Annotated in this window: 17 protein-coding genes; 14 read left to right on the plus strand and 3 right to left on the minus strand. The window is 39.4% G+C overall.

The window, feature by feature from the left end:
- Genes ACXACQ_RS17515 through ACXACQ_RS17545 form a run of 7 tightly spaced genes read left to right on the plus strand, consistent with a single transcriptional unit; the run spans position 1 to position 9,721 of the window.
- Positions 1 to 912: a hypothetical protein gene (locus ACXACQ_RS17515; RefSeq protein ID WP_474977266.1), complete on the plus strand. Its 912-nt coding sequence runs from the start codon at positions 1 to 3 to the stop codon at positions 910 to 912.
- Between the two features lie 48 nt (positions 913 to 960).
- Positions 961 to 3,306: a TonB-dependent receptor gene (locus ACXACQ_RS17520; protein ID WP_474977267.1), complete on the plus strand. Its 2,346-nt coding sequence runs from the start codon at positions 961 to 963 to the stop codon at positions 3,304 to 3,306.
- A gap of 16 nt (positions 3,307 to 3,322) precedes the next feature.
- The gene (locus tag ACXACQ_RS17525) at positions 3,323 to 4,792 is read left to right on the plus strand and encodes a DUF4374 domain-containing protein (RefSeq protein ID WP_474977269.1); all 1,470 of its coding nucleotides are present in this window, start codon (positions 3,323 to 3,325) and stop codon (positions 4,790 to 4,792) included.
- A 6-nt stretch (positions 4,793 to 4,798) separates the two neighbouring features.
- Entirely contained in the window at positions 4,799 to 5,500 is a 702-nt protein-coding gene (locus tag ACXACQ_RS17530) for an ABC transporter ATP-binding protein (protein WP_474977270.1), read from the plus strand.
- Between the two features lies 1 nt (position 5,501).
- The gene (locus ACXACQ_RS17535) at positions 5,502 to 6,938 is read left to right on the plus strand and encodes a DUF3526 domain-containing protein (protein ID WP_474977271.1); all 1,437 of its coding nucleotides are present in this window, start codon (positions 5,502 to 5,504) and stop codon (positions 6,936 to 6,938) included.
- Complete coding sequence (locus ACXACQ_RS17540) at positions 6,931 to 8,361, plus strand: DUF3526 domain-containing protein (RefSeq protein ID WP_474977272.1); 1,431 nt, start codon at positions 6,931 to 6,933, stop codon at positions 8,359 to 8,361. The genes ACXACQ_RS17535 and ACXACQ_RS17540 overlap by 8 nt, the downstream gene beginning before the upstream one ends.
- 13 nt (positions 8,362 to 8,374) lie before the next feature.
- Entirely contained in the window at positions 8,375 to 9,721 is a 1,347-nt protein-coding gene (locus ACXACQ_RS17545; RefSeq protein WP_474977273.1) for an MATE family efflux transporter, read from the plus strand.
- On the opposite strand, the gene ACXACQ_RS17550 is transcribed toward ACXACQ_RS17545, so the two are convergent.
- Positions 9,718 to 10,320 (minus strand): methyltransferase domain-containing protein, encoded by a 603-nt coding sequence (locus tag ACXACQ_RS17550; protein WP_474977274.1) that lies wholly within the window; start codon positions 10,318 to 10,320, stop codon positions 9,718 to 9,720. The two genes, ACXACQ_RS17545 and ACXACQ_RS17550, sit on opposite strands and share 4 nt — an antisense overlap.
- A gap of 247 nt (positions 10,321 to 10,567) precedes the next feature.
- Between ACXACQ_RS17550 and ACXACQ_RS17555 the strand changes: the two genes are divergently transcribed.
- Together ACXACQ_RS17555 and ACXACQ_RS17560 are read left to right on the plus strand one after the other, a co-directional pair.
- The gene (locus tag ACXACQ_RS17555) at positions 10,568 to 11,101 is read left to right on the plus strand and encodes a coiled-coil domain-containing protein (RefSeq protein WP_474977275.1); all 534 of its coding nucleotides are present in this window, start codon (positions 10,568 to 10,570) and stop codon (positions 11,099 to 11,101) included.
- 199 nt (positions 11,102 to 11,300) lie between these two features.
- A complete protein-coding gene (locus ACXACQ_RS17560; RefSeq protein ID WP_474977276.1) occupies positions 11,301 to 13,658 on the plus strand; it encodes an outer membrane beta-barrel protein in 2,358 nt (785 codons plus the stop codon).
- A 59-nt stretch (positions 13,659 to 13,717) separates the two neighbouring features.
- Here ACXACQ_RS17560 and ACXACQ_RS17565 read toward each other — a convergent pair whose 3' ends face one another.
- Entirely contained in the window at positions 13,718 to 15,895 is a 2,178-nt protein-coding gene (locus ACXACQ_RS17565; protein ID WP_474977277.1) for a TonB-dependent receptor, read from the minus strand.
- An 815-nt stretch (positions 15,896 to 16,710) separates the two neighbouring features.
- On the opposite strand from ACXACQ_RS17565, the gene ACXACQ_RS17570 reads away from it, so the two are divergent.
- Both ACXACQ_RS17570 and folE read left to right on the plus strand, forming a co-directional pair.
- The gene (locus ACXACQ_RS17570) at positions 16,711 to 17,043 is read left to right on the plus strand and encodes a MerC domain-containing protein (RefSeq protein ID WP_474977278.1); all 333 of its coding nucleotides are present in this window, start codon (positions 16,711 to 16,713) and stop codon (positions 17,041 to 17,043) included.
- Positions 17,044 to 17,249: 206 nt separating this feature from the next.
- Positions 17,250 to 17,918, plus strand: a complete 669-nt coding sequence (gene folE / locus ACXACQ_RS17575; RefSeq protein ID WP_474977279.1) for a GTP cyclohydrolase I FolE — start codon at positions 17,250 to 17,252, stop codon at positions 17,916 to 17,918.
- A gap of 406 nt (positions 17,919 to 18,324) precedes the next feature.
- On the opposite strand, the gene ACXACQ_RS17580 is transcribed toward folE, so the two are convergent.
- Positions 18,325 to 18,786 (minus strand): Lrp/AsnC family transcriptional regulator, encoded by a 462-nt coding sequence (locus ACXACQ_RS17580; protein WP_474976523.1) that lies wholly within the window; start codon positions 18,784 to 18,786, stop codon positions 18,325 to 18,327.
- A gap of 203 nt (positions 18,787 to 18,989) precedes the next feature.
- On the opposite strand from ACXACQ_RS17580, the gene ACXACQ_RS17585 reads away from it, so the two are divergent.
- From ACXACQ_RS17585 to ACXACQ_RS17595, 3 genes are read left to right on the plus strand one after another with little or no spacing between them, the layout of a single operon-like run.
- A complete protein-coding gene (locus ACXACQ_RS17585; RefSeq protein WP_474977280.1) occupies positions 18,990 to 19,994 on the plus strand; it encodes a DUF1852 domain-containing protein in 1,005 nt (334 codons plus the stop codon).
- 26 nt (positions 19,995 to 20,020) lie between these two features.
- Positions 20,021 to 20,284: a hypothetical protein gene (locus ACXACQ_RS17590; protein WP_474977281.1), complete on the plus strand. Its 264-nt coding sequence runs from the start codon at positions 20,021 to 20,023 to the stop codon at positions 20,282 to 20,284.
- 11 nt (positions 20,285 to 20,295) lie between these two features.
- The gene (locus ACXACQ_RS17595; RefSeq protein WP_474977282.1) at positions 20,296 to 21,222 is read left to right on the plus strand and encodes a bile acid:sodium symporter family protein; all 927 of its coding nucleotides are present in this window, start codon (positions 20,296 to 20,298) and stop codon (positions 21,220 to 21,222) included.
- The last annotated feature ends 29 nt before the right edge of the window (positions 21,223 to 21,251 follow it).

The raw sequence follows: 21,251 nt of genomic DNA on the forward strand, positions 1-21,251 counted from the left end.
ATGAGTATTTTTCCTAAAAGAACAGTGCCTGGCAGTCAGGTGACCATTCATTGGAATTTTAATATTGCTCATTTAAAAGATATCCATGTTTGCCCTTGGGTAAGAATCGGTGTAAAGGATCCGAATGGTAAGACTCATATGCTATTTGAAGACTTCGTTTTGGGCTTGCCAGATCCGGCAGAAGGAGACGTGAGTGGTTTAAAATACCTGAATAAAAATTTACCATTACTCATCATTGCTGATTATCTAAGCGGGGCTCATAGAAAAGAGAAGCTTGTTGAGATTTTACAGAATATTCAATCAGGTCGCCACTTTTATTTCACCTTTGATTTAGACGATGAAGCTCCTTTAGGAAGGTACTCCCTAATCTCTGAGGTACACAGTGGGGGTGAAGTGAGATACTCAAAAACAGCCCCTGACGATTATTTTTTAGTAGAAAAGGTGTCTGTTAGCGGAATTGATTCTTCTCAGGAAAGTAAAATGGCTATAGTGGAAAACCATTCTGCTGAGAAAACACCAGTGAAGATTATTGGCTGTAGCTACACCACGGAAGGTAAGCTGAAGACCCAGGTGAATGTATTTGAGCTAGACCCGTTTGAAAAACAGAGAATTGTACTACATGCCCCCATTAATTATTTGTCTTATAATGAAGAGCGTAAAATAATTCCTCTTCAGCAAGCCGCTGTAAATATTCTTAGAAATCAGCAAATTCTCCAGCTCGATAAGGCGGATGGCACTACTTATTTATTAGAGAAAGATGGCGAGGAAAAGGCTTACACGCTAACGGCAGAGGAAAAGGAATTTTGGCTCAAAGCCGATGGTCTGCTCACAACCAGTGACTTAACCGAAAAGGAAAAGAAAATCCATGATAGACTAGTCAAACTAGATTTTATTAAAAATATCAGCTTTTAGCGCTTTATACATTCACTATATATGTTATCCAAATATTCCTCTCTTTTAGTGATTTTGATTCTGACTATCAGCTACTGCTATGGTCAAAATGCTAGTATTTTAGGAAGCCTACACTCAGAAGATGGCGTGGAGTTGCCGGGTGTATACTTAAAGCTTTCCAATGGATTGTCAGCTATAACCGATGAACACGGTACTTTTCTATTAAAAAATATTGCCCCAGGACATTACGTACTAGAAACATCCTTTATAGGTTTTCAGGCTTTTAAGCAAGGGGTGAATCTCTCAGCAGGTCAGAAGCTTAAATTGGACCTCGTACTCCAGGAAGAGGTAAAACAGTTAGAGGAGGTGGTAATTGCAGGGGAAACAGAAGCGATGGCTTTAAAGAAGAGTGTTTCATCGGTAGCTTTAGTAGAGGCTAAGCCTTTTTATAACCGTTCTTTAAATACGCCAGATTTGCTTAACACTATCTCTGGTGTTCAGGTTAGGCAAAGTGGAGGGGTGGGGAATAGTGCGGAGATATCGATTCAAGGTCTTTCAGGTCGGCAAGTTAAACTGTTTATAGATGGCATTCCTATGGATTTTCTACTTCCCGTAGAAGAGTTAGGGGTAGGCAGTGCACTCTCCATGTTTCCGGTGAATCTTATGGAAAGGATGGAGGTATACAAGGGCGCCGTACCAGTGGAGCTGGGAGCAGATGCGCTGGGAGGGGCTATTAATATTGTCACAAGAAAGAGTTTCCATGATTACCTGGAATTCACTACTGAGAGAAGTTCATTCAATACATTACGCTCTAGTATAAGTGCCAGAAAAGTATTTAAATCGGGTTTTAATTTCGGCGTAGGAGCCTTCTATCTTGCATCTGATAATAGTTATAATATTGATGATGTGAAGCTGATTAACGACTTTGGAAATCCAGAGTCTATTTCGGCCAAAAAATTTCATGATCGTTTTCGTAGTTATTTAGTAAAAGGTGATTTGGGTGTAGTTAACACGGCATGGGCAGATCAGCTGTCACTAAACTTTAGCTATGGTGACTTGTATGATGAGATACAGCACAACTTTGAAATGCGTCAGCCCTATGGCCAGGCCTTAAATTTATCTACTACTTACAATACATCTCTACATTATGAAAAATACCAGATAGCCAATAAGCTGGATGCTGATGTTTACCTTGGCTATAACCTGATTCAGACTCACTTTGTAGATACTACCCGGAATATCTACAATTGGCGAGGGGAGGTGATAGGTCAGAAAAGCTATGGAGGAGAGATTACCACCTCTCAGAATGACCTCAGTCTGGAGGGGAAAAATATAACAGGCAGGCTCTTATTAAACTATAAGCTAACACCTGGCGCCAAGCTTACATTTAACACTGTATTGACACACTTTAAACGTTCTGGTAAGGACCCTGTAGCAGCTCAATACTATGGAGAGGATTATTTCCAGAATCCGGTTTACATGGATAAACTGGTGGCAGGTTTAGGCTTTGAAAAACAATTTCTAAGTGATAGAATAACCAGCAATACAGCCATAAAAGCTTACACTTATAATTCTGAGGGCTTCTTAATTGAAGACGGCGATGCCAATACCACCATGCAGGATTACTTCCAACCGGGTTTTAGTCAGTCGCTTAAGTGGGTAATAAATTTACGCTGGCTGGCCAAATTTTCTTATGAATATGCCACCCGCATGCCTGATAGGGTTGAGGCACTGGGAGATTTTAGCTCGGCTATTAATGCAAACCCATCTCTAAAGCCAGAAACTAGTCATAATCTGAACCTGGGCACCTTCTATCAAATGAAGAAATGGAAGTTTGAATTGAATGGATTCTATCGTGATGTAAACGATATTATCATATTACAGGCAGTTCCACCACCGGTACTTAGCAAATATGAAAACCTGTTGAAAGCTAAAATATCTGGAGTGGAAGGTGAAGTACAATATCAGCCCTGGAAATGGGTCACTATTCGGGCTAATGCTACCTATCAGGATCTTCGTAATCGTTCTTCAAAAGGAAATGCCGGTGTTTCCAATGACCGATACTACGGAGCGAGACTGCCCAACAAACCCTATTTATTTGGTAATGGTGAGGTGCAACTACAAAAAGAAGGGCTCATTCAAAAGGGAGATCAGATACAAGCTTGGTGGACCACTGCTTATGTGAAGGAATTTTTTCGCTATTGGGAGATTGATGGGCGCAAGGAAGATAAACTTACCGTGCCTAATCAGTGGCTGCATAATCTAGGTCTATCCTACACTTTAAAAGGTGAGCAACTCACCCTTTCATTAGAATCACAGAATTTATTTAATGCACAGGCTTACGATAATTTCAGGGTGCAGAAACCCGGCAGATCATGGCATGTGAAAATGAGATTTTTTATAACGAAACCCTAAATTTATTTCAATAAAGATGAAAACAACTAATTACTATTTAAGCCTGCTCAAAGGTGTTAATTACCTGGTTATTATAATCGCAATATTTGGTGTAGTGTTGGTGTCTTGTAGCGATGATGATCCAGAAGTGGATCCTGATGCACCTGTTATTAGGCCTACTGAAGGTCTCACCATGAGAGGAGGTGAAACCATCAATTTTACATTTTCTGTAGTTGCTCTCGGCACTGTTTCAGAAGCTACCGTGGCAGCCAGTTCAGGCACAGCTGCTATTACTAATGTAGGAGATGTAATAGGCAGTACAAGCAGTTTGGTGCAGGTAACTTATACCACGGGTACTGATGTTAGCGGAACTCAAAAAGTAACACTAACTATCACGGATGAAGCTGGAAAGACTGTGAGTGAGGCCGCTGAAGTTGAGGTATCCTTACCAGTAAATTACGGTGTGGCATTGGTTTCCGGGGCTGGAGGCGTTACCACTACCTTCCTTCAAGGACTGGTAAATTTAGATATGACTAGTATTGACAATAGTAATAGTACTGAACTAGCCCAGTTTGCTGCGGTATATTCAGATGGTAGCTCCATGTTTGCCGCTGGGTTTGGAGCCCCTGCTACTATGAGCAAATACGTGTTTAACGCCGAGGGTGAAGCAGTGCTTGATCAGGAAATAATAGTGCCGGGGTCTAATTCTTTTTCAGCAGTAGAAATCATTACTAGTGGAGAGGGTTTTGCTACGGTAGGTGGAGGCCTATCTCGGGCGGTAAGGTTTAGCCCCGCCGAGATGAGGATAACTGGTGAAATAGATTTAAGTGAAGCAGGTGATGGTCTTTTTTACTCTGATATGATTGTAAGAGATAATACCCTTTTTATCGCTCTTAATGATTTTGGAGGTTCTGGTGAAGCCATGGTGGCGGTAGTAGACCTACAGACCAATCAATTAGAGAAAGTAATTACAGATGATCGTACATCTACCTTATTTGGATCTCTAACATCGGCTATAATGACCACAGCGGAGAATGGCGATGTTTATGTACAAGGTTCTGGTTTATACAGTGGTAAGCCTAGCGGCATACTTAGAATTAAAGCTGGAGAGACAGACTTCGATCCTGACTACTTTTTTAACCTGACAGAAGCTACTGGAAAAACATGCTTTGGCTTATACCATTTCGGCGATGGTGCTACATTTACCAGTATGTCTTTAGATGATGATAACTGGTTTGGAACCGATGGTGACAACCCGTCATTTAGATATCACAAAATTGATTTATCATCTAAAAGCGATGAGGGTGATCTGGATATGTCCCTTCCTAATACATTCGCCAGCTCTCGCACCATGTTTTTCTACAAAACACCCGATAATGAGATATTATTTCCTATAGCAGGTAAAGATGAGGATGCTTTATACAGTTATGAAATGAGTACAGGTGTGGTAAGCAAGAAAATAACCAGCACAAGTGGCTATTTCAGTGGATTGGTTCCTGTGAATTGATAAGGTATGCTGGAAGCCATCAATCTTACTAAAAAATACGGAGACTTCACCGCACTGAATGGACTTAACCTGTCCATCAGTGAGGGGAGTATCTTTTGTCTACTGGGAGCCAATGGAGCAGGTAAATCCACCACCATTAATCTTTTTCTCAATTTTATTGAGCCTACAGCCGGACAGGTTACCATACAATCATTAGATGTAACAAAGCATGGTAAAGAAACTAAAAAGCTTCTGTGCTATATACCTGAAAATCTGATGCTCTACCCCAATTTATCGGGTTTGGAAAACCTGGATTTCTTTTGCGGACTGGGGGGTAAAAGCTATGAAAAGGATTACCTGCATGAATTGCTTACCGACTCTGGTCTTCAGGCTAAGTTTATTAACAAACGGGTGAATAGCTACTCTAAAGGCATGCGTCAGAAGGTGGGCATTGCTTTGGCCAGAGCCAGAGAGGCTAAAGTTTTGCTTTTAGATGAACCTACTTCGGGTTTAGACCCAAAGGCCAGTAATGAGTTTTCTGAATTACTACTAGATATGAAAGATAAAGGGGTAGCTACCTTAATGGCTACCCATGATCTTTTTCGAGCCAAAGACACTGGCACACATATAGGTATCATGAAAGAGGGTGTCTTGATAGAGCAATTTCGCTCTGCAGAGGTCAGTTTCAATGATCTGGAGAAATTATACCTTACTCACATGCACAATTAATATGCACCAACTTTTATTAATAATCCGTAAGGAAATCAAGGAGGCTATTCGTGAAAAACTGGTCATTTCTCTTGGGTTGATCGTGGTTATCTTATTGGGTGTAGCTTTGTATTCCGGCTATGTGTCTTATCAGCAACAGCGGCAAGTGATTAGTCAGACACAGGCTGATAAAAGGCAAGAATGGCTTAGCCAGGGTGATAAGCATCCGCATATAGCGGCACATTACGGAACATTTGCTTTTAAACCCAAAACCATATTAAGCTTGTTCGACTTTGGTCTGGATGCTTATACGGGTACCTCAGTTTATTTAGAGGCCCATCATCAGCATGAGTTTATGTTTCGTCCAGCACAAGATCATAGCAGTATGATTCGTTTTGGCGAGTTAAGCGCAGCGCTGGTACTACAGGTGCTCTTGCCATTATTGATCATCTTTTTAGCTTTTACATCATATACCCGTGAGCGGGAGAGTGGGACCTTAAAATTGCTGATGAGCCAGGGCGTATCCTTGAGCACCCTTACTTGGGGAAAAGTGTTGGCTTATGGTGTCATATTATTGGGGATTTTATCTCCATTTGTGATCCTGATGATAGGCTTTAGTTTTATTGGAGTACAACAGCAAATTATTCCTGATTTATCAGTGCGAATATTATTGATGTCCTTTACTTATGCCTTCTACCTCTTCCTGTTTGTTGCCTTTTCAGTATGCGTGTCATTGCGATCTAAAACGGGTAGGAATGCGCTTTTATCATTACTTTCTGGTTGGATATTTCTGGTAGTGCTTATGCCCAAGACAGTGGCTAACCTGAGTGAGAGCTTTTATACACTGCCTTCCATGCGCGAGTTTAAAGCTGCCATAGAAAGAGATAAGATGAATGGTCTGGAAGGACGGCCATTGCTATCAGAGAGAAGGGAAAAGTTAAAGCAGGAATATTTAGTGAAGTATCATGTGGCCTCGGTGCAACAGCTTCCCATTAACTTTGAAGGGGTAAGCATGCAGGCTGGTGAAGAGTATGGTGATGAGGTATATGATTTCCATATCCAGGAGCTACGAGACACCTTTCATAAGCAAAACCAACTCAGTAGTTATGCTAGCGTAATCAATCCATTTTTGGCTATTGGCCATTTATCCAGGGCATTAGCAGCTACAGACATGTATACTTTCATAGACTTTGAAGAGAAAGCTGAGAAATACCGTAGGCAGCTCGTAAAAAAGATGAATGCCGACATGGCGGAAAACTCTGAATACGGAGAATTTTACGGATATAAGGCAGGGCATGATCTATGGCAGGAGATTGAGGATTTCTCTTACCAAACCCCTACTGTGAGCACGATACTTTCTCATTATACCCTGGAGCTTATATCTCTATTCATGTGGGTGGTAGTTATTATACTGTTGATCCATTTTACCAACCGAAAAATGAAGCCTTTGTATGGTTAAAATATTAAGCACTATTGTTCGCTACGAATGGAAATCATTCTTGAGAAACAAATTTCAATTATTGATGCTGGTGGTGGCTTTTGTCTTTGGCTTATACGCCATTTACTATGGCCAAGCAGAAATGGGGGCACAGCGGCGAACTATTAAGGCAGTGTTGAAATTAGAGCAGGAGGAATTTGAGAAGTATAAGTGTAGCTTTAAAGCTGAAATGGAGACCTTAGAGCAGGAACAGACTCATGACATAGCCTCTAAGCCCGCCTATGCCTGGTACCGCCATGGTTACAATGCCACTTTACCTCCGCATGATTATGCGTCATTGGCCATTGGTCAGAGAGATTTGTTTCGTTATTATTATCGACTAACGGGTATGAGTCTGCATTATCAACTATTTGAAAATGAGCTAGCTAACCCTGTGAATCTGCTGGCAGGTAACTTTGACTTGTCTTTTGTTCTGGTGTACCTCTTTCCTTTGTTGATTATAGCTTTTTGCTATGGCTTGTTCTCATCAGAAAAAGAAAGTGGGACCCTGGCTTTATTACAAATACAGTCAGTGAGCATGAGAACCATAATATTAGTGAAACTGACTTTTTACTTTTTATTGATTACTGGCTTAGCTTTGCTTTTATCATGTATCGGGCTGGTAAGCTCAGGAAGCCCCTTGGCAAGTGCCAACCTGATGCCAGCAATTGCATGGCTCATAGGCACCGTCATATATTGTGCTTTCTGGTTTAGCCTGTTATTCCTGATCATCAGCTTTAAAAAAAGCTCATCATTTAATGCCATAACGGCAGCCTGCTGCTGGCTTCTTTTTCTTATCGTGATTCCCGGATTACTTAATTTAATGGTGACCATAAAATATCCTCTAAACAGTGCTGCGCTTGCCGGGATTACGAGGAGAACCAGTATTGAAAACGAAAATGATGAGAAGGAAGCTAAAGCAGTTATCTATGAATTCCTTGAGCATTACCCACAACTGGCCGGCAGTAATAGCCTTATTCATAATGATCTACTACCCAAAGCCTATGCTGCTTTTACCGCCTTGAAGGATATTCATCACCAGCCTGATGTAGACCGCTATAACGGACAGGTGGTAAAAAGAAATACCTGGACTTCACAATTTGATTGGTTGAGCCCGGCAGTGAACATGCAAAATGTAATGGCGCACATTACTAAAACCGATGTTGATACTTTTTTGGGCTATCAGAAGGCGCTGGTAGCCTTCCATAAAAATATTACCGATTTCTATTTCACGCGACTGTTTGGGGATAAGCCCATATTGCTTGAAGACTATAATAAGGTGCCGATTTTTAAAGTGAAAGAACCCGAAAATAGGTGGTTGGTGGTATGGAACGGTTTAATCAAAATGCTGATTATGACCACTTTTATATTGGCTTATAGCATAATCCAAGCCCGTAAACTGTAGCCATATATTCCATATGCCAGAAATAGTAAATTTATTGAAAGATACACCCTGGCGTCTTATGAGGAAGCTGTCTTTGCCGGGAATCCTTGGCATGATGGTGCTGTCTGTTAACTCATTGATAGATGCCACTTATCTGGGAAATATGGTCAGTGCAGATGCTTTTGCTGGTGTCTCTTTGCTATTTCCCATCACGCTCATAGTGAGCAGCGTTACGGGGTTCATAGCCGCAGGGTCTACCTCGGTGCTCAGCAGGGCCATTGGAGCAAAAAATAGGGCTGTGCAGCAAAAAGTAATGCCTAATTTGCTGATGCTTTCGCTGATCTCTTCAGCTGTTCTAATGTTATTAGGATGGTTGTTTTCAGAGCAGACTGTCGCATTATTAGGAGCAGAACATACTGTGCTTAAAGCAGGGACTGATTATCTTCATGTATATCTCATAGGTGTGTTCTTTAGCATTTTTGGACTTGCTTCAAATGCATTAATACGGGCAGAGGGCAAGGTGAAGCAAGCCATGCAGTTTACAGTAATAGCTGTAATTGTAAATGTTATTCTCACACCTGTTTTTATACGCCTATTACATCTCGGCGTTCAGGGTGCGGCATGGAGCAGCATGGCCAGCATGATTGTTTATAGTATATTCACCTCTTTATATTTTATTAGAAATAAGGCATCATTTAAGGTTGGGAAATTACGGGTGAGACTTGAGAAAGAAATTATAGGTGATGTCATTAGCGTTGGATTTTCGGCCTTTTCCATGCAGATATCAAATGTATTGCGACAGTTCATAGTTTTTAGGTCCGTCACGTGGTATGGTACAGGTCATGATTTAGCTGTTTTTAGTGCTGGCTTTAGATTATTTGCTTTTATTTCGGTACCCGCCATGGGTTTATTGCAGCCCCTTCAGCCTATTATAGGGGTGAATTACGGAGCCGGAAATAGACAGAGATGTGTACAGACAATAAGGTTTTTTCGTAACGCAGGTATTATCTTTTTAGCCATCATGTCACTAATGCTGGTACTATTTACGGAGTGGTTTATAAGTATTATGATTCCTGGGCTACTACTTGCTGAACAGGAAGTGTTCCTGCTGCGTAGCATCTTTATTGTGCTGCCCTTTTTGCCATTTTCCACCATTACGATTATTTATTTACAGGCCATAGGGATGGGCAGGAAGGCTTCGCTGTTGCCCTTACTGAGGCAGGGGATTTTGTTTTTACCCTTAATACTCATTTTGCCTTACCTGTTCCAGGTTTCAGGCATCTATTTTACGCTAGCTTTAGAGAATGTGGTTTATGCCATTTTACTATGGTTGGTTATGTCTAAAGAATTTCAGTGCCTAAGACATGATGCTCAGCCTTAGTTTATTTTTCGGCCTACAATATGATAAACGTGCCAGTGCTTAAGCTTTCCAGAGGCAGTTTTCCCCTCTTCATTAACCTCTTTCAATACTTCAATATCAAATTTTGATAAAAGCTTTTCAACTTCTGCCCGCGAGAGAAAAGTCATATCGGCTCTATTGCTCCAGGAATCATTCGGTCCGAAAAATTGACCAGTAAACACGCCACCAACGTCCAGGCTATTGACAATTAGGGTCCAGACATGATTAAAATGATCAGGGTGGCAAAAAGGCAGAGAAAATGTAGCATTTATTAATCCGCTCGGGGGTAATTCAGTCAACTCTTCAAAGGAACTACACATAGTAGATAACTGACCTTGATATGAGTCTGAACATTGGTTTTGTAAAAGTTCAATTGCCTCAGGTTCTTGATCTATGGCTAATACTTGCCAGCCATGATCTAACAAGGCTATAGCGTCTATTCCATTTCCGGAGCCTAGATCTATAGCTATAGGATGAGATTTGCAAGGTTCACAGAACTCAAGAGCCTTTTGCAGGGTAGCGGCAGGAGGGGTGCTCTTATTATTGAAGTGATGATAATGTTTTTGCCATATTTCGCTCATCAACGTAAAGTTTATTATACAGGATATTTTTAAATGCAACAATAGTGCATTTATTTTGTTAATCAAATATAATGCGATATATACTCCTTGATTTCATCCAAAGTAAGTTGCGGAGGTGAGTTTTAAATTGAGATGAGTAAAATCCATGACCATGTATTTTTGAATAAATCAGCTATAATATTACTTACTGATGTAAGTAGTTATAGTATTCACTAAATTCACTTACAATTATCAAAATTGAATTATTATGAAAAAGCAATTCTCATTAATTACCCTATTGTTTGTATTTACATCATTTATACTCATAAGTTGCGGATCCAATCCTGCGGAATCAGAAGAGCACAAAAAGCTAGTTAGTGCTCATGATGAGATGGAAAAGAAACATAAAGAAATGGAAGATACCCATGCTGATATGGAAAAGATTCATCAAGAATTTATCGATGTCCACAGAGAAATGAGTGGAGGTGATGTGGATAGTTCTCATATGGTTATTGAAAATGATCATCAGGCATTAATCGATAGTCATGCAGAGGTGATTAAAAAACATGAAACTTTGATTGGCCAGCATGAAGAATTAGAAAAGAAACATGCTGCTGGTGAGGTAACTCCTGAAGCAATGGAGAAAGATCACGAAAGCATGAAAAAAGAACATGAAAATATGGATGCAGAGCATGCTAAGCTTATGGCGCAGCATGAAAAAATGAAGGCTGACCATGAACAAATGAAAGCTGACCATGAGGCAATGGAGTCAGACGAAGAAGTGGAAGAGGCTGATATGTAAGGTAAAACGACATTAAAATGGAGCCAGATCATTCCTATGATCTGGCTTTTTTTATGCCCGTAGGGGAACCGAGTGAGTGAAATATTAATGCAACATAGTTGCATTTGCAATTCCATTGATTAATATTGTAATAGGAAATTAATGCCATATGATATCACCTATTACCTTTATCCACGCCTATTTTGTTCGGTTATTAAGTTTGAAACAGCTATGTTTTCTTGCTTTCATATTCATCACGCTCTTCGCTTTTAGTGTCGGAGCACAGAGCTTAAAGGTTCAAGGTGAGGTAGTTGACAAAGCTGGCGACCCGCTCATCGGAGTGAACATCATCATAAAAGGAACTACCTTAGGCACTACTACGGATCAGAGCGGAAAGTTTGCTTTAATGGCCAGCTCAAGGGATACTTTGATTTTTTCTTTTATAGGTATGAAATCTAGAGAAGCTAAGGTTTCAAATGGACTCATGAACATAACGATGGAAGAAGATGCAGCAGCTCTAGACGAGATTATTGTTCGCTCCAAGCAAAAAAAATATGAAGTTGAACAAGGTAAATTGATTTTTAATGTTCAAAATTCAGCCTTAACCACTGGCCAGACAGCTCTTGATATTCTTAAGAGATTACCTGGAGTCAGTGTAGGGCAAAACGATGAAATATTATTCCGTGGCTCATCGGGCATTAATGTGATGGTGAATGGTAAAATGACTTATTTATCTGGTAACCAATTAGCTAATTACCTTAAAGGGATGAGTGCCGAAAATGTGAGTAAGATAGAGTTAGTGACCACACCTACTGCTGAATTTGATGCCTCAGGTAATGCAGGTATCATAAATATCATTTCTAAAAAATCTTTAGGAAAGGGCTATGCTGTAGATGTACGTTCTGCCGTTTCTAAGGGTAAATATTGGCGTGTGAATGAAAATGTAACTGCTAGTTTAAGTACAAAAAAAATGAACCTATACGGGGCATTGGATTTCAATATGCCTAATCAGTTTTCCACTAATAAAAGTGGTAATACTATAGATGACGAGGGCACTTTTCGGCTCATTCGAGACAATGAAACCAGTTATAAAGTAAAATACTACACTTGGCGGGTGGGGGCAGACTATCAGCTTTCGCCCAAGCACAGTGTAGGTGTAAACTACCATGGATATTTAGATAACTGGAAAGGCTTTTATTACTCTACTGTAGAAAAGCGTGATCAGCTAAATCAGCTTCAATCTTATATTTACTCAGAAAATAAGGTAGACGAACCTTACCATTATGATGCTGTGAGTGCAAACTACCAATATAAGATAGATACCTTAGGCAAAAAGATAACGGCAGATGCTAACTACACGTCATATCATAATTATTCTGATGGCACCATCACTACAGAAAACTATGATGAAAATGGTAGACTGGCCTTTCAGGATGTGCTCCAATCTCATCAGCCAGGGTTCGTGGAAATAACCTCTGTAAAGGCTGATGCCGATCTGCCCTTCAGCCACTTTACCTTTAAAACTGGGGTTAAATACGCCGAAATTCAGAATGACAACCAGTTCCGGTTTGACTCCCTTCAGTCTGGTAGATATATAGAGATTGAAAGTATGAGTAATCATTCTAAGTATAAAGAAAGGATAGCAGCAGCATATCTTTCTGGGGCTAAGGTTTTAAATAAAACTACTATAGAGGCGGGGCTCAGGCTTGAATATACTGATGCAGACGGCGTCACTGAAAAGCAGAGCATTGCAAATAGCTGGAATTACACCAAGTTTTTTCCTTCATTAGCTGTAGAGCAAGTGATTAATTATAATCATAAATTGGATTTTTCACTCAGCCGGCGCATTAACAGACCGGATTATACGGACTTAAACCCTGTTCGCTGGTATAATGACCAGTATTTTTATTACTCTGGAAACCCGCAGTTAGTACCTGAGCTGGCCTGGGTATATCTGCTTACCTACAGCTTAAAAAATCAATACATTTTCTCCACTTCCTATAATAAAAGCGTGAATTTTATTAACAGAAGGTTAGCCATAGATGATAATGGTGTTACAATAAAAAGTCAGAGCGCTAACTTTGGTAACAGGCACAGATTAGATTTCACATTGTCTGCACCATATTCTCTCTGGAATTTTTGGGATATTCAGTTCTTTGCTGATATCAACTATACATCATACCCGATATCTTTACTTGCTGGAGAAAAGCAAATGTCATTGTGGTCTGTAACGGCTACATTGCAACAAGATTTCTCATTACCTAAAGATTTTACCATTAACGTGGGGGCATACTATTTCTCTTCAGAACTTAGGGGTATATACATTACCGAGCCGACAGGCTTTGTAAACGTGGGAGTAAAAAAGGCGCTGTTGAATGAGAAGTTATCAGTACAGTTTAATGTAAGTGATATATTTAATACTAATAGATACCAGGCTACTTCGCAAAGTGATATTGCGGACTACTATTATAATGATAAACCAAATAGCAGAATTGTTGGCATGTCTTTAACCTACCACCTTGGAGGTAAACTACTTAGATCAAATAACCGAAGATCTGAAGAGCAGGAGAGATTATAAAAAAAAGAGTGGCTATTCTCTGACCTTTGAATAAACCACCCTTTTTTAACTTTTATATTTTACAATTTTAGTTTTATCCCTCCATTCATCACAAAGCCATCCACTGGCGCATATATGTCTCTAAAATTTGGATTATCAATACTGCCCGTATATATAGTATCAAAGGCAGTCTGTCTGGTATCGAGAAAATTTTCAAAGTTTAGAAAAATCGATAAATGTTCACCTATAGTCTTTTCACTCATTAAGCCTACTATCCAGTAAGATTGGCCTGTTTCGCCGTCATTAAGTACTTGGGGGCTATAATAATATGCCTCCAGACCTATCCAGAAATTTTCCTCCTTTTCATACATTAAAACATTGTTGAGTCTATGCTTGGCTACCAGTGGTGACTCTACGGTCTTGTTTTTCTCATGTTGATGTACATCGGCAAAAGTGTAGCCTACAAATAGCTTAAAATCATGATAGGCCAACCTTACATTAACCTCAATGCCTTTGGTGTCTAGAAAATAGCCTGCTGATTGTGTGAAAGTGTAAAAATCAGAAGTGGAAGGCTCTAGCTGAATGGGGGCATTAATTCTAGTATAAAAGATGAGCAAGTTGGTGCTCAGATCTAGTTCATGGGTTAAAGAAGCTTTGTAGTTAATATCAAGATTGCTTCCTAAAGAGCGCTCAGCATCCAGCTCACTGTTGTTGATCGGTTGTACATTTTTAAACTGAAGTCGTTCAGCCTCTTCAGAGAATATGGTAGGCGTTTTATATCCTAAGCCACCCCCCAAACGCATGGTAAGTTGAGGCTTTGGCGTATACATTAAAGAGATTCTTGGTAAAATGAATAGGCCGTAATCTGTTTGATAGTCTGTTCTAAGTCCGGTTTCTACAGCCAATTTGTCCAATGGATTCCAGGTGTTTTGTAAAAAGAGTCCCCAGGTAGCCTGCGAGTAATCCAGAGGTTGATTAGCGGTTACATCTCTCTGGTTGAAGTAATCCGTCCATAAGTTGATCCCTAAAATCCATTCTGATTTGTTTTGCCAGTTACTATAATTTATCTCGCTAAATGAGCTGAATTGCGTGCCTGAAAAAGTGTAAGAAGGTACGTTAATGGTTCTATCATAATGATTTAAACTGTTCTTTACATTTATTTGACTCAGCGGTGAGAATTTATGTTTCAGGTGCAGTTGTGTAGATACTCTGTCCGTTAAGTTCTCTTCAAAGAATGCATTATCTGCACTGTTTCCTTCCACATAATCCATGTTACCACCCAGCCTGTCTTCAGTGATATAACTTAAGCCTACATTAAGCTCAGTGTCTTGATTGAAATATAAAAAGAGCTTAGGGTTAAACGTGAAACGATCAAATTTAGGTATAGCGGTTAGCCCAATATCTGCCGGATCATAAGCCGAACCTTTGTTATAAGAGGAGAAGATGGTCATTCCTGTTTTTTCGTTTCGATTAGCATAAAATCCACTTAGATCCAGACCCAGTGCTGAGGTTCCATTGGCCATGAAGCTTAGTTCTCTATCGTATGTTGGGGTTTTGGTAACTAAATTCACCAGACCTGCTATGGCACCACCACCATAAAGCGTGGAGCTTGAGCCCTTTATTACTTCCACCTGTTTCAGGTCTAGTGGAGCTATTTGCATTAGGCTTAAACCACCGGAAAAGCCTGAGTAGAGTGGCATACCGTCTCGTAATAACTGAGTGTATTTGCCATCCAGTCCTTGTATACGAATACTCGAATTATAGCTGGTGGCAGAAGTCTGCTGTGTCTGTATGCCTGTACTTTCGTTGAGCAGCATGCGTATATCACCAGGTTTCATATTGCCTTTTTCAGAGAGTTCTTCTCCAGCGATAAATTCTACACGTGTGGGTATATCCTCTATAGTTCTACTAGATCGTGTGGAGCTAATAGTAATTTCCTCCATCTCGTGGGCCGATGGGGATAGTGATATGGTGAAATAACCTAAAGAATCTGAAAGCGGAAAGCTAACTGTGATGATAGAGGTTTTATAGCCAATATAACTTATTTCTATTTTTTGCTGACCGTCAGGGATGTTTTTTACTTCCACCAGGCCCTGTTGGTTAGTGGTTCCCCCTATAGAAATATCAGAAAAATAAACGGAAGCTCCTATAAGTGGTTCGTTAGTTTCATGGTCTTTCACCATGGCATTAAAGTTATTTTGGGCATACACAGTGCTATAGGCAGCACAGAGTAATGCTAATGAAATGATATAGCGCATTGTTGAATTAGATTTGAATAATAGATAAACTCTAGCAATAGAAAGTATCGCCAGGTATTTAAAAAAACGGAGGTCTATTATGTCAAACTTGGCGGGCGGCCGGGTGGTGAGCTGAAGATGGAGGAGGTAGATGAGAAATACACAATTTCGTGCACAACTTTCTCTTCAACTTGATCGGTTAAACAGAATATTTGATTACTTACAGTGAATCCGGAGCACATCCCGCATGATAAAAATGGGGAGCATGCTGTTTTAGCTGTGTCAGTAGGGTATGAGCAATCTGTTACCTCTGAAGATTCACAGCAGTCATCATCTTCATAGCAGCAAGGAAAAACTGATAAGGAGAGTACAAGAATTATAAGTACGTAACTGATGGCGTTCACAAGATAAAGATAGTCAGCTATATTTTAGTAATCCAATAATTATGAGAGATATTGAAAAGGCTTAAGGAATGCGTCCTTTTATAAAGGAAAAGAATTAGTTCTTAAGCAGCCTAATTGATTTAATTTGCCGTATGCACTTTTGCCTCAGATGATTAAACTAATTACTGGTTAAAAAAATGACGGTAGCCAGAATGCACAATAAGAAGTGTAGGAGATAAAAAGCAGGTTTATTTTTTAATGATTTCATCGTTTGAGAGGTTTATAGTTTAACAACTGTAAATGGCGTGGCCTTGTATTCACAGAAATGGATGCCACATTATTACTTACTTCGCAATATACTTCAAGTACAAGGATAGATGGATAATTCAATAAATGCAACCATGTTGCATTTATTGTTCTTTCAATTATCTTTGCGATCTAATTTCTTACACTATGATAACTGTACTAAAGAGAAAATCTGATGAGCTTGGCATTCTGAGTTCGTCACTTTGTATACTTCATTGCTTGCTTACTCCTGTTCTACCGGTGGTTTTCTCGGCCACTTCTGTGAGAGAGCTAAATAGTTATGAATGGTGGGGTGCTATGGATATAATTTTTCTATTGGTTGCCCTTGTCGCCATATATCGCACAGCCTGGCAAACCACTATTCGTTGGGTAAGAGTTGGGCTTCTTATTTCTTGGCTTCTACTCACTTTGTTAACATTTAACGAACGTCTTGAAGGTGTTGACTTTCCTTTGGATATGATGTATTTCCCTGCAACTTAAGGAGATGCCGATGCCCTCATAACTGTTGTCAAGTAGTTTCTAATAAGTGATAGACACAAATGTGTGTTTAGGCAACTTTTAAATAAGAGCATCTAAAAAATGATATAAAGAGGAAATGAAATTGCTGCACGCATGAGCATCTTCAGTGGCTGACTTTATACAAATAAATACCAATAATAATCAGGAACCACATAATTGAATATGATATGAAAATAGGTGATAAATTACTAGAAAGACATCATCATGAAATAAATGGTGAGAATCATGTTATGAGCTCAGTAGAGACTCCTTTAAGAAAAGATGCTTTCACTAAAACTGATGAAGAAAAGATGGTGAATATTGAAAAACTCTTTGGAGGAATCATGGAAGAATTAGGTTTGGATTTAACTGATGACAGTCTGCGGGGAACCCCATACCGTGTGGCTAAAATGTATGTTAAGGAATTGTTTCATGGCCTAAAACCAGAAAACAAGCCTTCGCTATCTGTTTTTGAAAATAAATATCAATACAATAAAATGCTTGTAGAAAAGGATATTAGTTTTTCATCTGCATGCGAGCATCATTTTCTCCCTATAATTGGTAAGGCACATGTAGGGTATATTTCTTCAGGCAAAGTTATCGGGCTTTCTAAAATTAATAGGGTGGTAGAGTATTATGCACGTAGACCACAGGTACAAGAACGGATGACTCTTCAAATATATAATGAGCTTAAAGATGCGTTGCAAACTGATGATGTGATAGTGGTAGTGGAAGCGGAGCATTTATGTGTTTCTACTCGCGGAGTGAACGATAAGACCAGCAAAACTACTACTCTGGAGTATGGAGGTAAGTTTGCTGATGTAGATTTTCGTAATGAATTTTATCAACATATTTGAGTAGGGCGGATTGGCTAAAAAAGATGTTGAAACAATATTAAAACAATACTAACGGCAGACTACAATTAAGTTCTGCTTGTTGGGTTATTACCGCATAGTGCTAAGGCTTTTACCTTCTCTTGAAAGTGAAAGCGCCCAAATGTTTTGTGAATTCTAATTAGCAAGTGCTTGAATTCTAAAGGGAAGGGATTATGAAGGTCTTAAGTCCATATTTTCCTCCTTTCGGCTTTATGCCAGTCACATAATAACTACGGTTCACTATGCATAATTTTAATGCCTACCCCAAGTGGAGTAGACCATCGGTTTTATCAACTAAATGAAGGTGTAATTAATATTCATCCTTCAAGTGCGTGCCATATAGCTATTTAACGGGCAAACCTAATTTCAGATTCTTGTATGGTATAATTTAAAGAGGTACGGCATAGTCGTGTTTTATAACTCCCATCACAAAGGTACTATGCGCACTTCCAATATTTCTAATTGAGCCCAAATCATTGAGTACAAAATCTTGATAATGCTTCATGTCCCTCACCATCACCTTTAGTCGAAAATCATAATTGCCCGAGATATTATAGCACTCACATACATACTTGGAAGCTGTGATGTCTTGGACAAATTGATGCCCTATTTCTTTAGTGTGTTCTTTTAGGGTAATATCACAGAAAACGATTAGTCCTTTTCCAACTTTTTCGGCTTCTACTAATGCTACGTATTTTTTTATTATCCCTTCTCTTTCCAAACGTCTGATTCTTTCATAAACAGGAGTTGGAGATAGGTTAACCTGTAGTGCAATTTCTTTCGTGGTTAATTTTCCGTTTTGCTGAAGCAATTCTAATAGCTTCAGATCAATCTGATCTAAATCTGACATAGATAAATTTTCTTTTGATGAGTTAAATGTATAGGTGTAAAAGATGATTTATCTTTTAATTCCTTATTTATAGATTATGTATCTTAATTTGATGTTAAATTTAATTAATTAATCTTTTATTTTGACCTTTGTTGGAGATTAAAACTGAAAAAGAATACACGGCCGTTCTGTTATAATATTCGATTACAAACCCAATGAAAGCCATGAAAGATACTCAGACTACAGTCAAGAATGATTTTGTTTTTACGCTAAAGAGCACTTTTTTAGATGAAAACTACCACCCCTCAAGCCAAACGCGGCTAACCACTAATTTTGCAAACTTAGCAAGAGGAGAAAAGCGCCAGCAGAATTTACGCAATGCCTTAAATATGATTAATAATCGATTCAATGCATTGGCTCATTTGGATAATCCAAAAGGCGACCGTTACCATGTAGAACTTGAAATCATCACCGTAACGATGAGTATCGATGATGACAATGGTGTTAATGATATGCCAATGATTGAAGTTCTGAAAACGAATATTTTTGACCATAAAACAGGTCAGCAAATAGAAGGCATTGCCGGAAATAATTTTTCTTCTTACGTGCGTGATTACGATTTCAGTGTTTTATTAATCGATTATAATAAAGACAAACCTAATTTCAGTGTCCCAGAAGATTTTGGTGATTTACACGGAAAACTTTATAAGCATTTTGTGAGCTCAGACACTTATAAAGCGCACTTTAAGATGCCTCCCATCATTTGTTTAAGTGTATCTAGCAACAAAACTTATACTCGCACTGATTATCAGCATCCGGTTTTGGGAGTGGAGTATGTGCAGAATCAGTATTCTCTCACTGATCAATATTTCGACAAAATGGGCTTAAAAGTTCGTTTTTTCATGCCTCAGAACAGTGTGGCGCCCATGGCTTTTTATCATTCCGGAGATCTACTTACTGATTATACTGATCTTGGACTCATCAGCTCTATCAGTACAATGGAGGCTTTCCAGAAGATTTATCGCCCTGAAATTTACAACGCCAATTCGGTGGCAGGGAAAGTCTTTCAACCAAGTCTTACACACGAAGATTATTCACTGACGCGCGTGGTTTATGACCGCGAAGAACGTAGCCGACTAGCCGTAGAACAAGGTAGATATGCTGAAGAGCACTTCATTAAGCCTTATAAAAATACATTAGAACAATGGTCGGCCAATTTCAACCTTTAATTAATACAACCCATTAAAAATATTATATGACTAAGAAGTTATTGCTTCCAACATCTACAGTTGGAAGTTTACCTAAACCTGCCTGGCTTGCGCCCCCCGAAAAATTATGGTCTCCTTGGAAATTAGAAGGCAAACAAGATGCGTTGCGAATCTCTTTGCATGAGCAAGAGTTAGCCGGAGTTGATGTTATTAGTGATGGTGAGCAAACACGCCAGCACTTTGTAACTACATTCATTGAGCATTTAAGTGGAGTTGATTTTGAAAATCGTAAAATCGTAACTTTTTATTAATGATAGGCGTCATGATTCTACTGGCCTATTTTTTACCGCAGCCTGGACTGGTCAAAGAACCTGTTTCGCTGCAAGAGATTGCCGGTGTAGGCGTTTCATTTATTTTCTTGTTTTATGGCTTAAGGCTGAGTGTTGATAAGTTAAAAGCCGGGCTGGCTAACTGGAAAATGCATATTGTTGTCCAGCTCACAACCTTTTTGTTTTTCCCGCTTATTGTTTTGGCTTCCCGCCCCTTGTTCATGAGCAACGATTTGGAGTTACTTTGGTTAGGGGTATTCTTTTTGGCGTCTTTACCGTCCACAGTTTCCTCTTCAGTGGTAATGATTTCCATTGCTAGGGGTAACATTCCTGCTGCCATTTTTAACGCAAGTATTTCAAGTTTGATAGGAGTAGTGGTTACCCCGCTATGGGTGGGGCTCTTTATAGCTTCAGCAACAGGTGATTTTGATGTTAGTGAGATCATTATAAAGTTGTTTGTTCAAGTCTTATTGCCTGTTATCATCGGCATCAGCCTGAACTCCCGTTTTGGCGCTATAGCCGAAAAATACAAGAAGCAGCTCAAGCGATTTGATCAGGCAATTATCCTTACTATCATTTACACCTCGTTTTGTAAGTCATTTTCCGAGCATCTGTTTGAAGGCTTCACCGCCCTTGAACTTGCTGGACTCGCAGTAGGGATGATAGCTTTATTTTTTACCGTATTCCTTTGTGTAGGGCTGCTTAGTCGCTTGTTTGGTTTTTCGGTTGAAGATCGTATTACCGTTTTATTTTGTGGGTCTAAAAAATCATTGGTACATGGCACCGTTATGTCAAAAGTGCTCTTTCAACAGGCTACAATTACCGGTATTGTGTTGTTACCGTTAATGCTTTACCATGCCTTACAATTGATTGCTGCGAGCATCATCGCTCAATCCATGGCCAGACGAAAAGAAGTATAAATACAAAGATAACGGAGTGGTTTCTCCTG

Source organism: Fulvivirga sp. AWR4_260 (genome assembly GCF_056158185.1).

Coding starts and splice junctions, on each gene's coding strand:
- ACXACQ_RS17515 (WP_474977266.1), top strand. CDS start 1: ATGAGTATTTTTCCTAAAAGAACAGTGCCTGGCAGTCAGGTGACCATT.
- ACXACQ_RS17525 (WP_474977269.1), top strand. CDS start 3,323: ATGAAAACAACTAATTACTATTTAAGCCTGCTCAAAGGTGTTAATTAC.
- ACXACQ_RS17530 (WP_474977270.1), top strand. CDS start 4,799: ATGCTGGAAGCCATCAATCTTACTAAAAAATACGGAGACTTCACCGCA.
- ACXACQ_RS17535 (WP_474977271.1), top strand. CDS start 5,502: ATGCACCAACTTTTATTAATAATCCGTAAGGAAATCAAGGAGGCTATT.
- ACXACQ_RS17540 (WP_474977272.1), top strand. CDS start 6,931: ATGGTTAAAATATTAAGCACTATTGTTCGCTACGAATGGAAATCATTC.
- ACXACQ_RS17545 (WP_474977273.1), top strand. CDS start 8,375: ATGCCAGAAATAGTAAATTTATTGAAAGATACACCCTGGCGTCTTATG.
- ACXACQ_RS17550 (WP_474977274.1), bottom strand. CDS start 10,320: ATGAGCGAAATATGGCAAAAACATTATCATCACTTCAATAATAAGAGC.
- ACXACQ_RS17555 (WP_474977275.1), top strand. CDS start 10,568: ATGAAAAAGCAATTCTCATTAATTACCCTATTGTTTGTATTTACATCA.
- ACXACQ_RS17565 (WP_474977277.1), bottom strand. CDS start 15,895: ATGCGCTATATCATTTCATTAGCATTACTCTGTGCTGCCTATAGCACT.
- ACXACQ_RS17570 (WP_474977278.1), top strand. CDS start 16,711: ATGATAACTGTACTAAAGAGAAAATCTGATGAGCTTGGCATTCTGAGT.
- folE (WP_474977279.1), top strand. CDS start 17,250: ATGAAAATAGGTGATAAATTACTAGAAAGACATCATCATGAAATAAAT.
- ACXACQ_RS17580 (WP_474976523.1), bottom strand. CDS start 18,786: ATGTCAGATTTAGATCAGATTGATCTGAAGCTATTAGAATTGCTTCAG.
- ACXACQ_RS17585 (WP_474977280.1), top strand. CDS start 18,990: ATGAAAGATACTCAGACTACAGTCAAGAATGATTTTGTTTTTACGCTA.
- ACXACQ_RS17590 (WP_474977281.1), top strand. CDS start 20,021: ATGACTAAGAAGTTATTGCTTCCAACATCTACAGTTGGAAGTTTACCT.
- ACXACQ_RS17595 (WP_474977282.1), top strand. CDS start 20,296: ATGATTCTACTGGCCTATTTTTTACCGCAGCCTGGACTGGTCAAAGAA.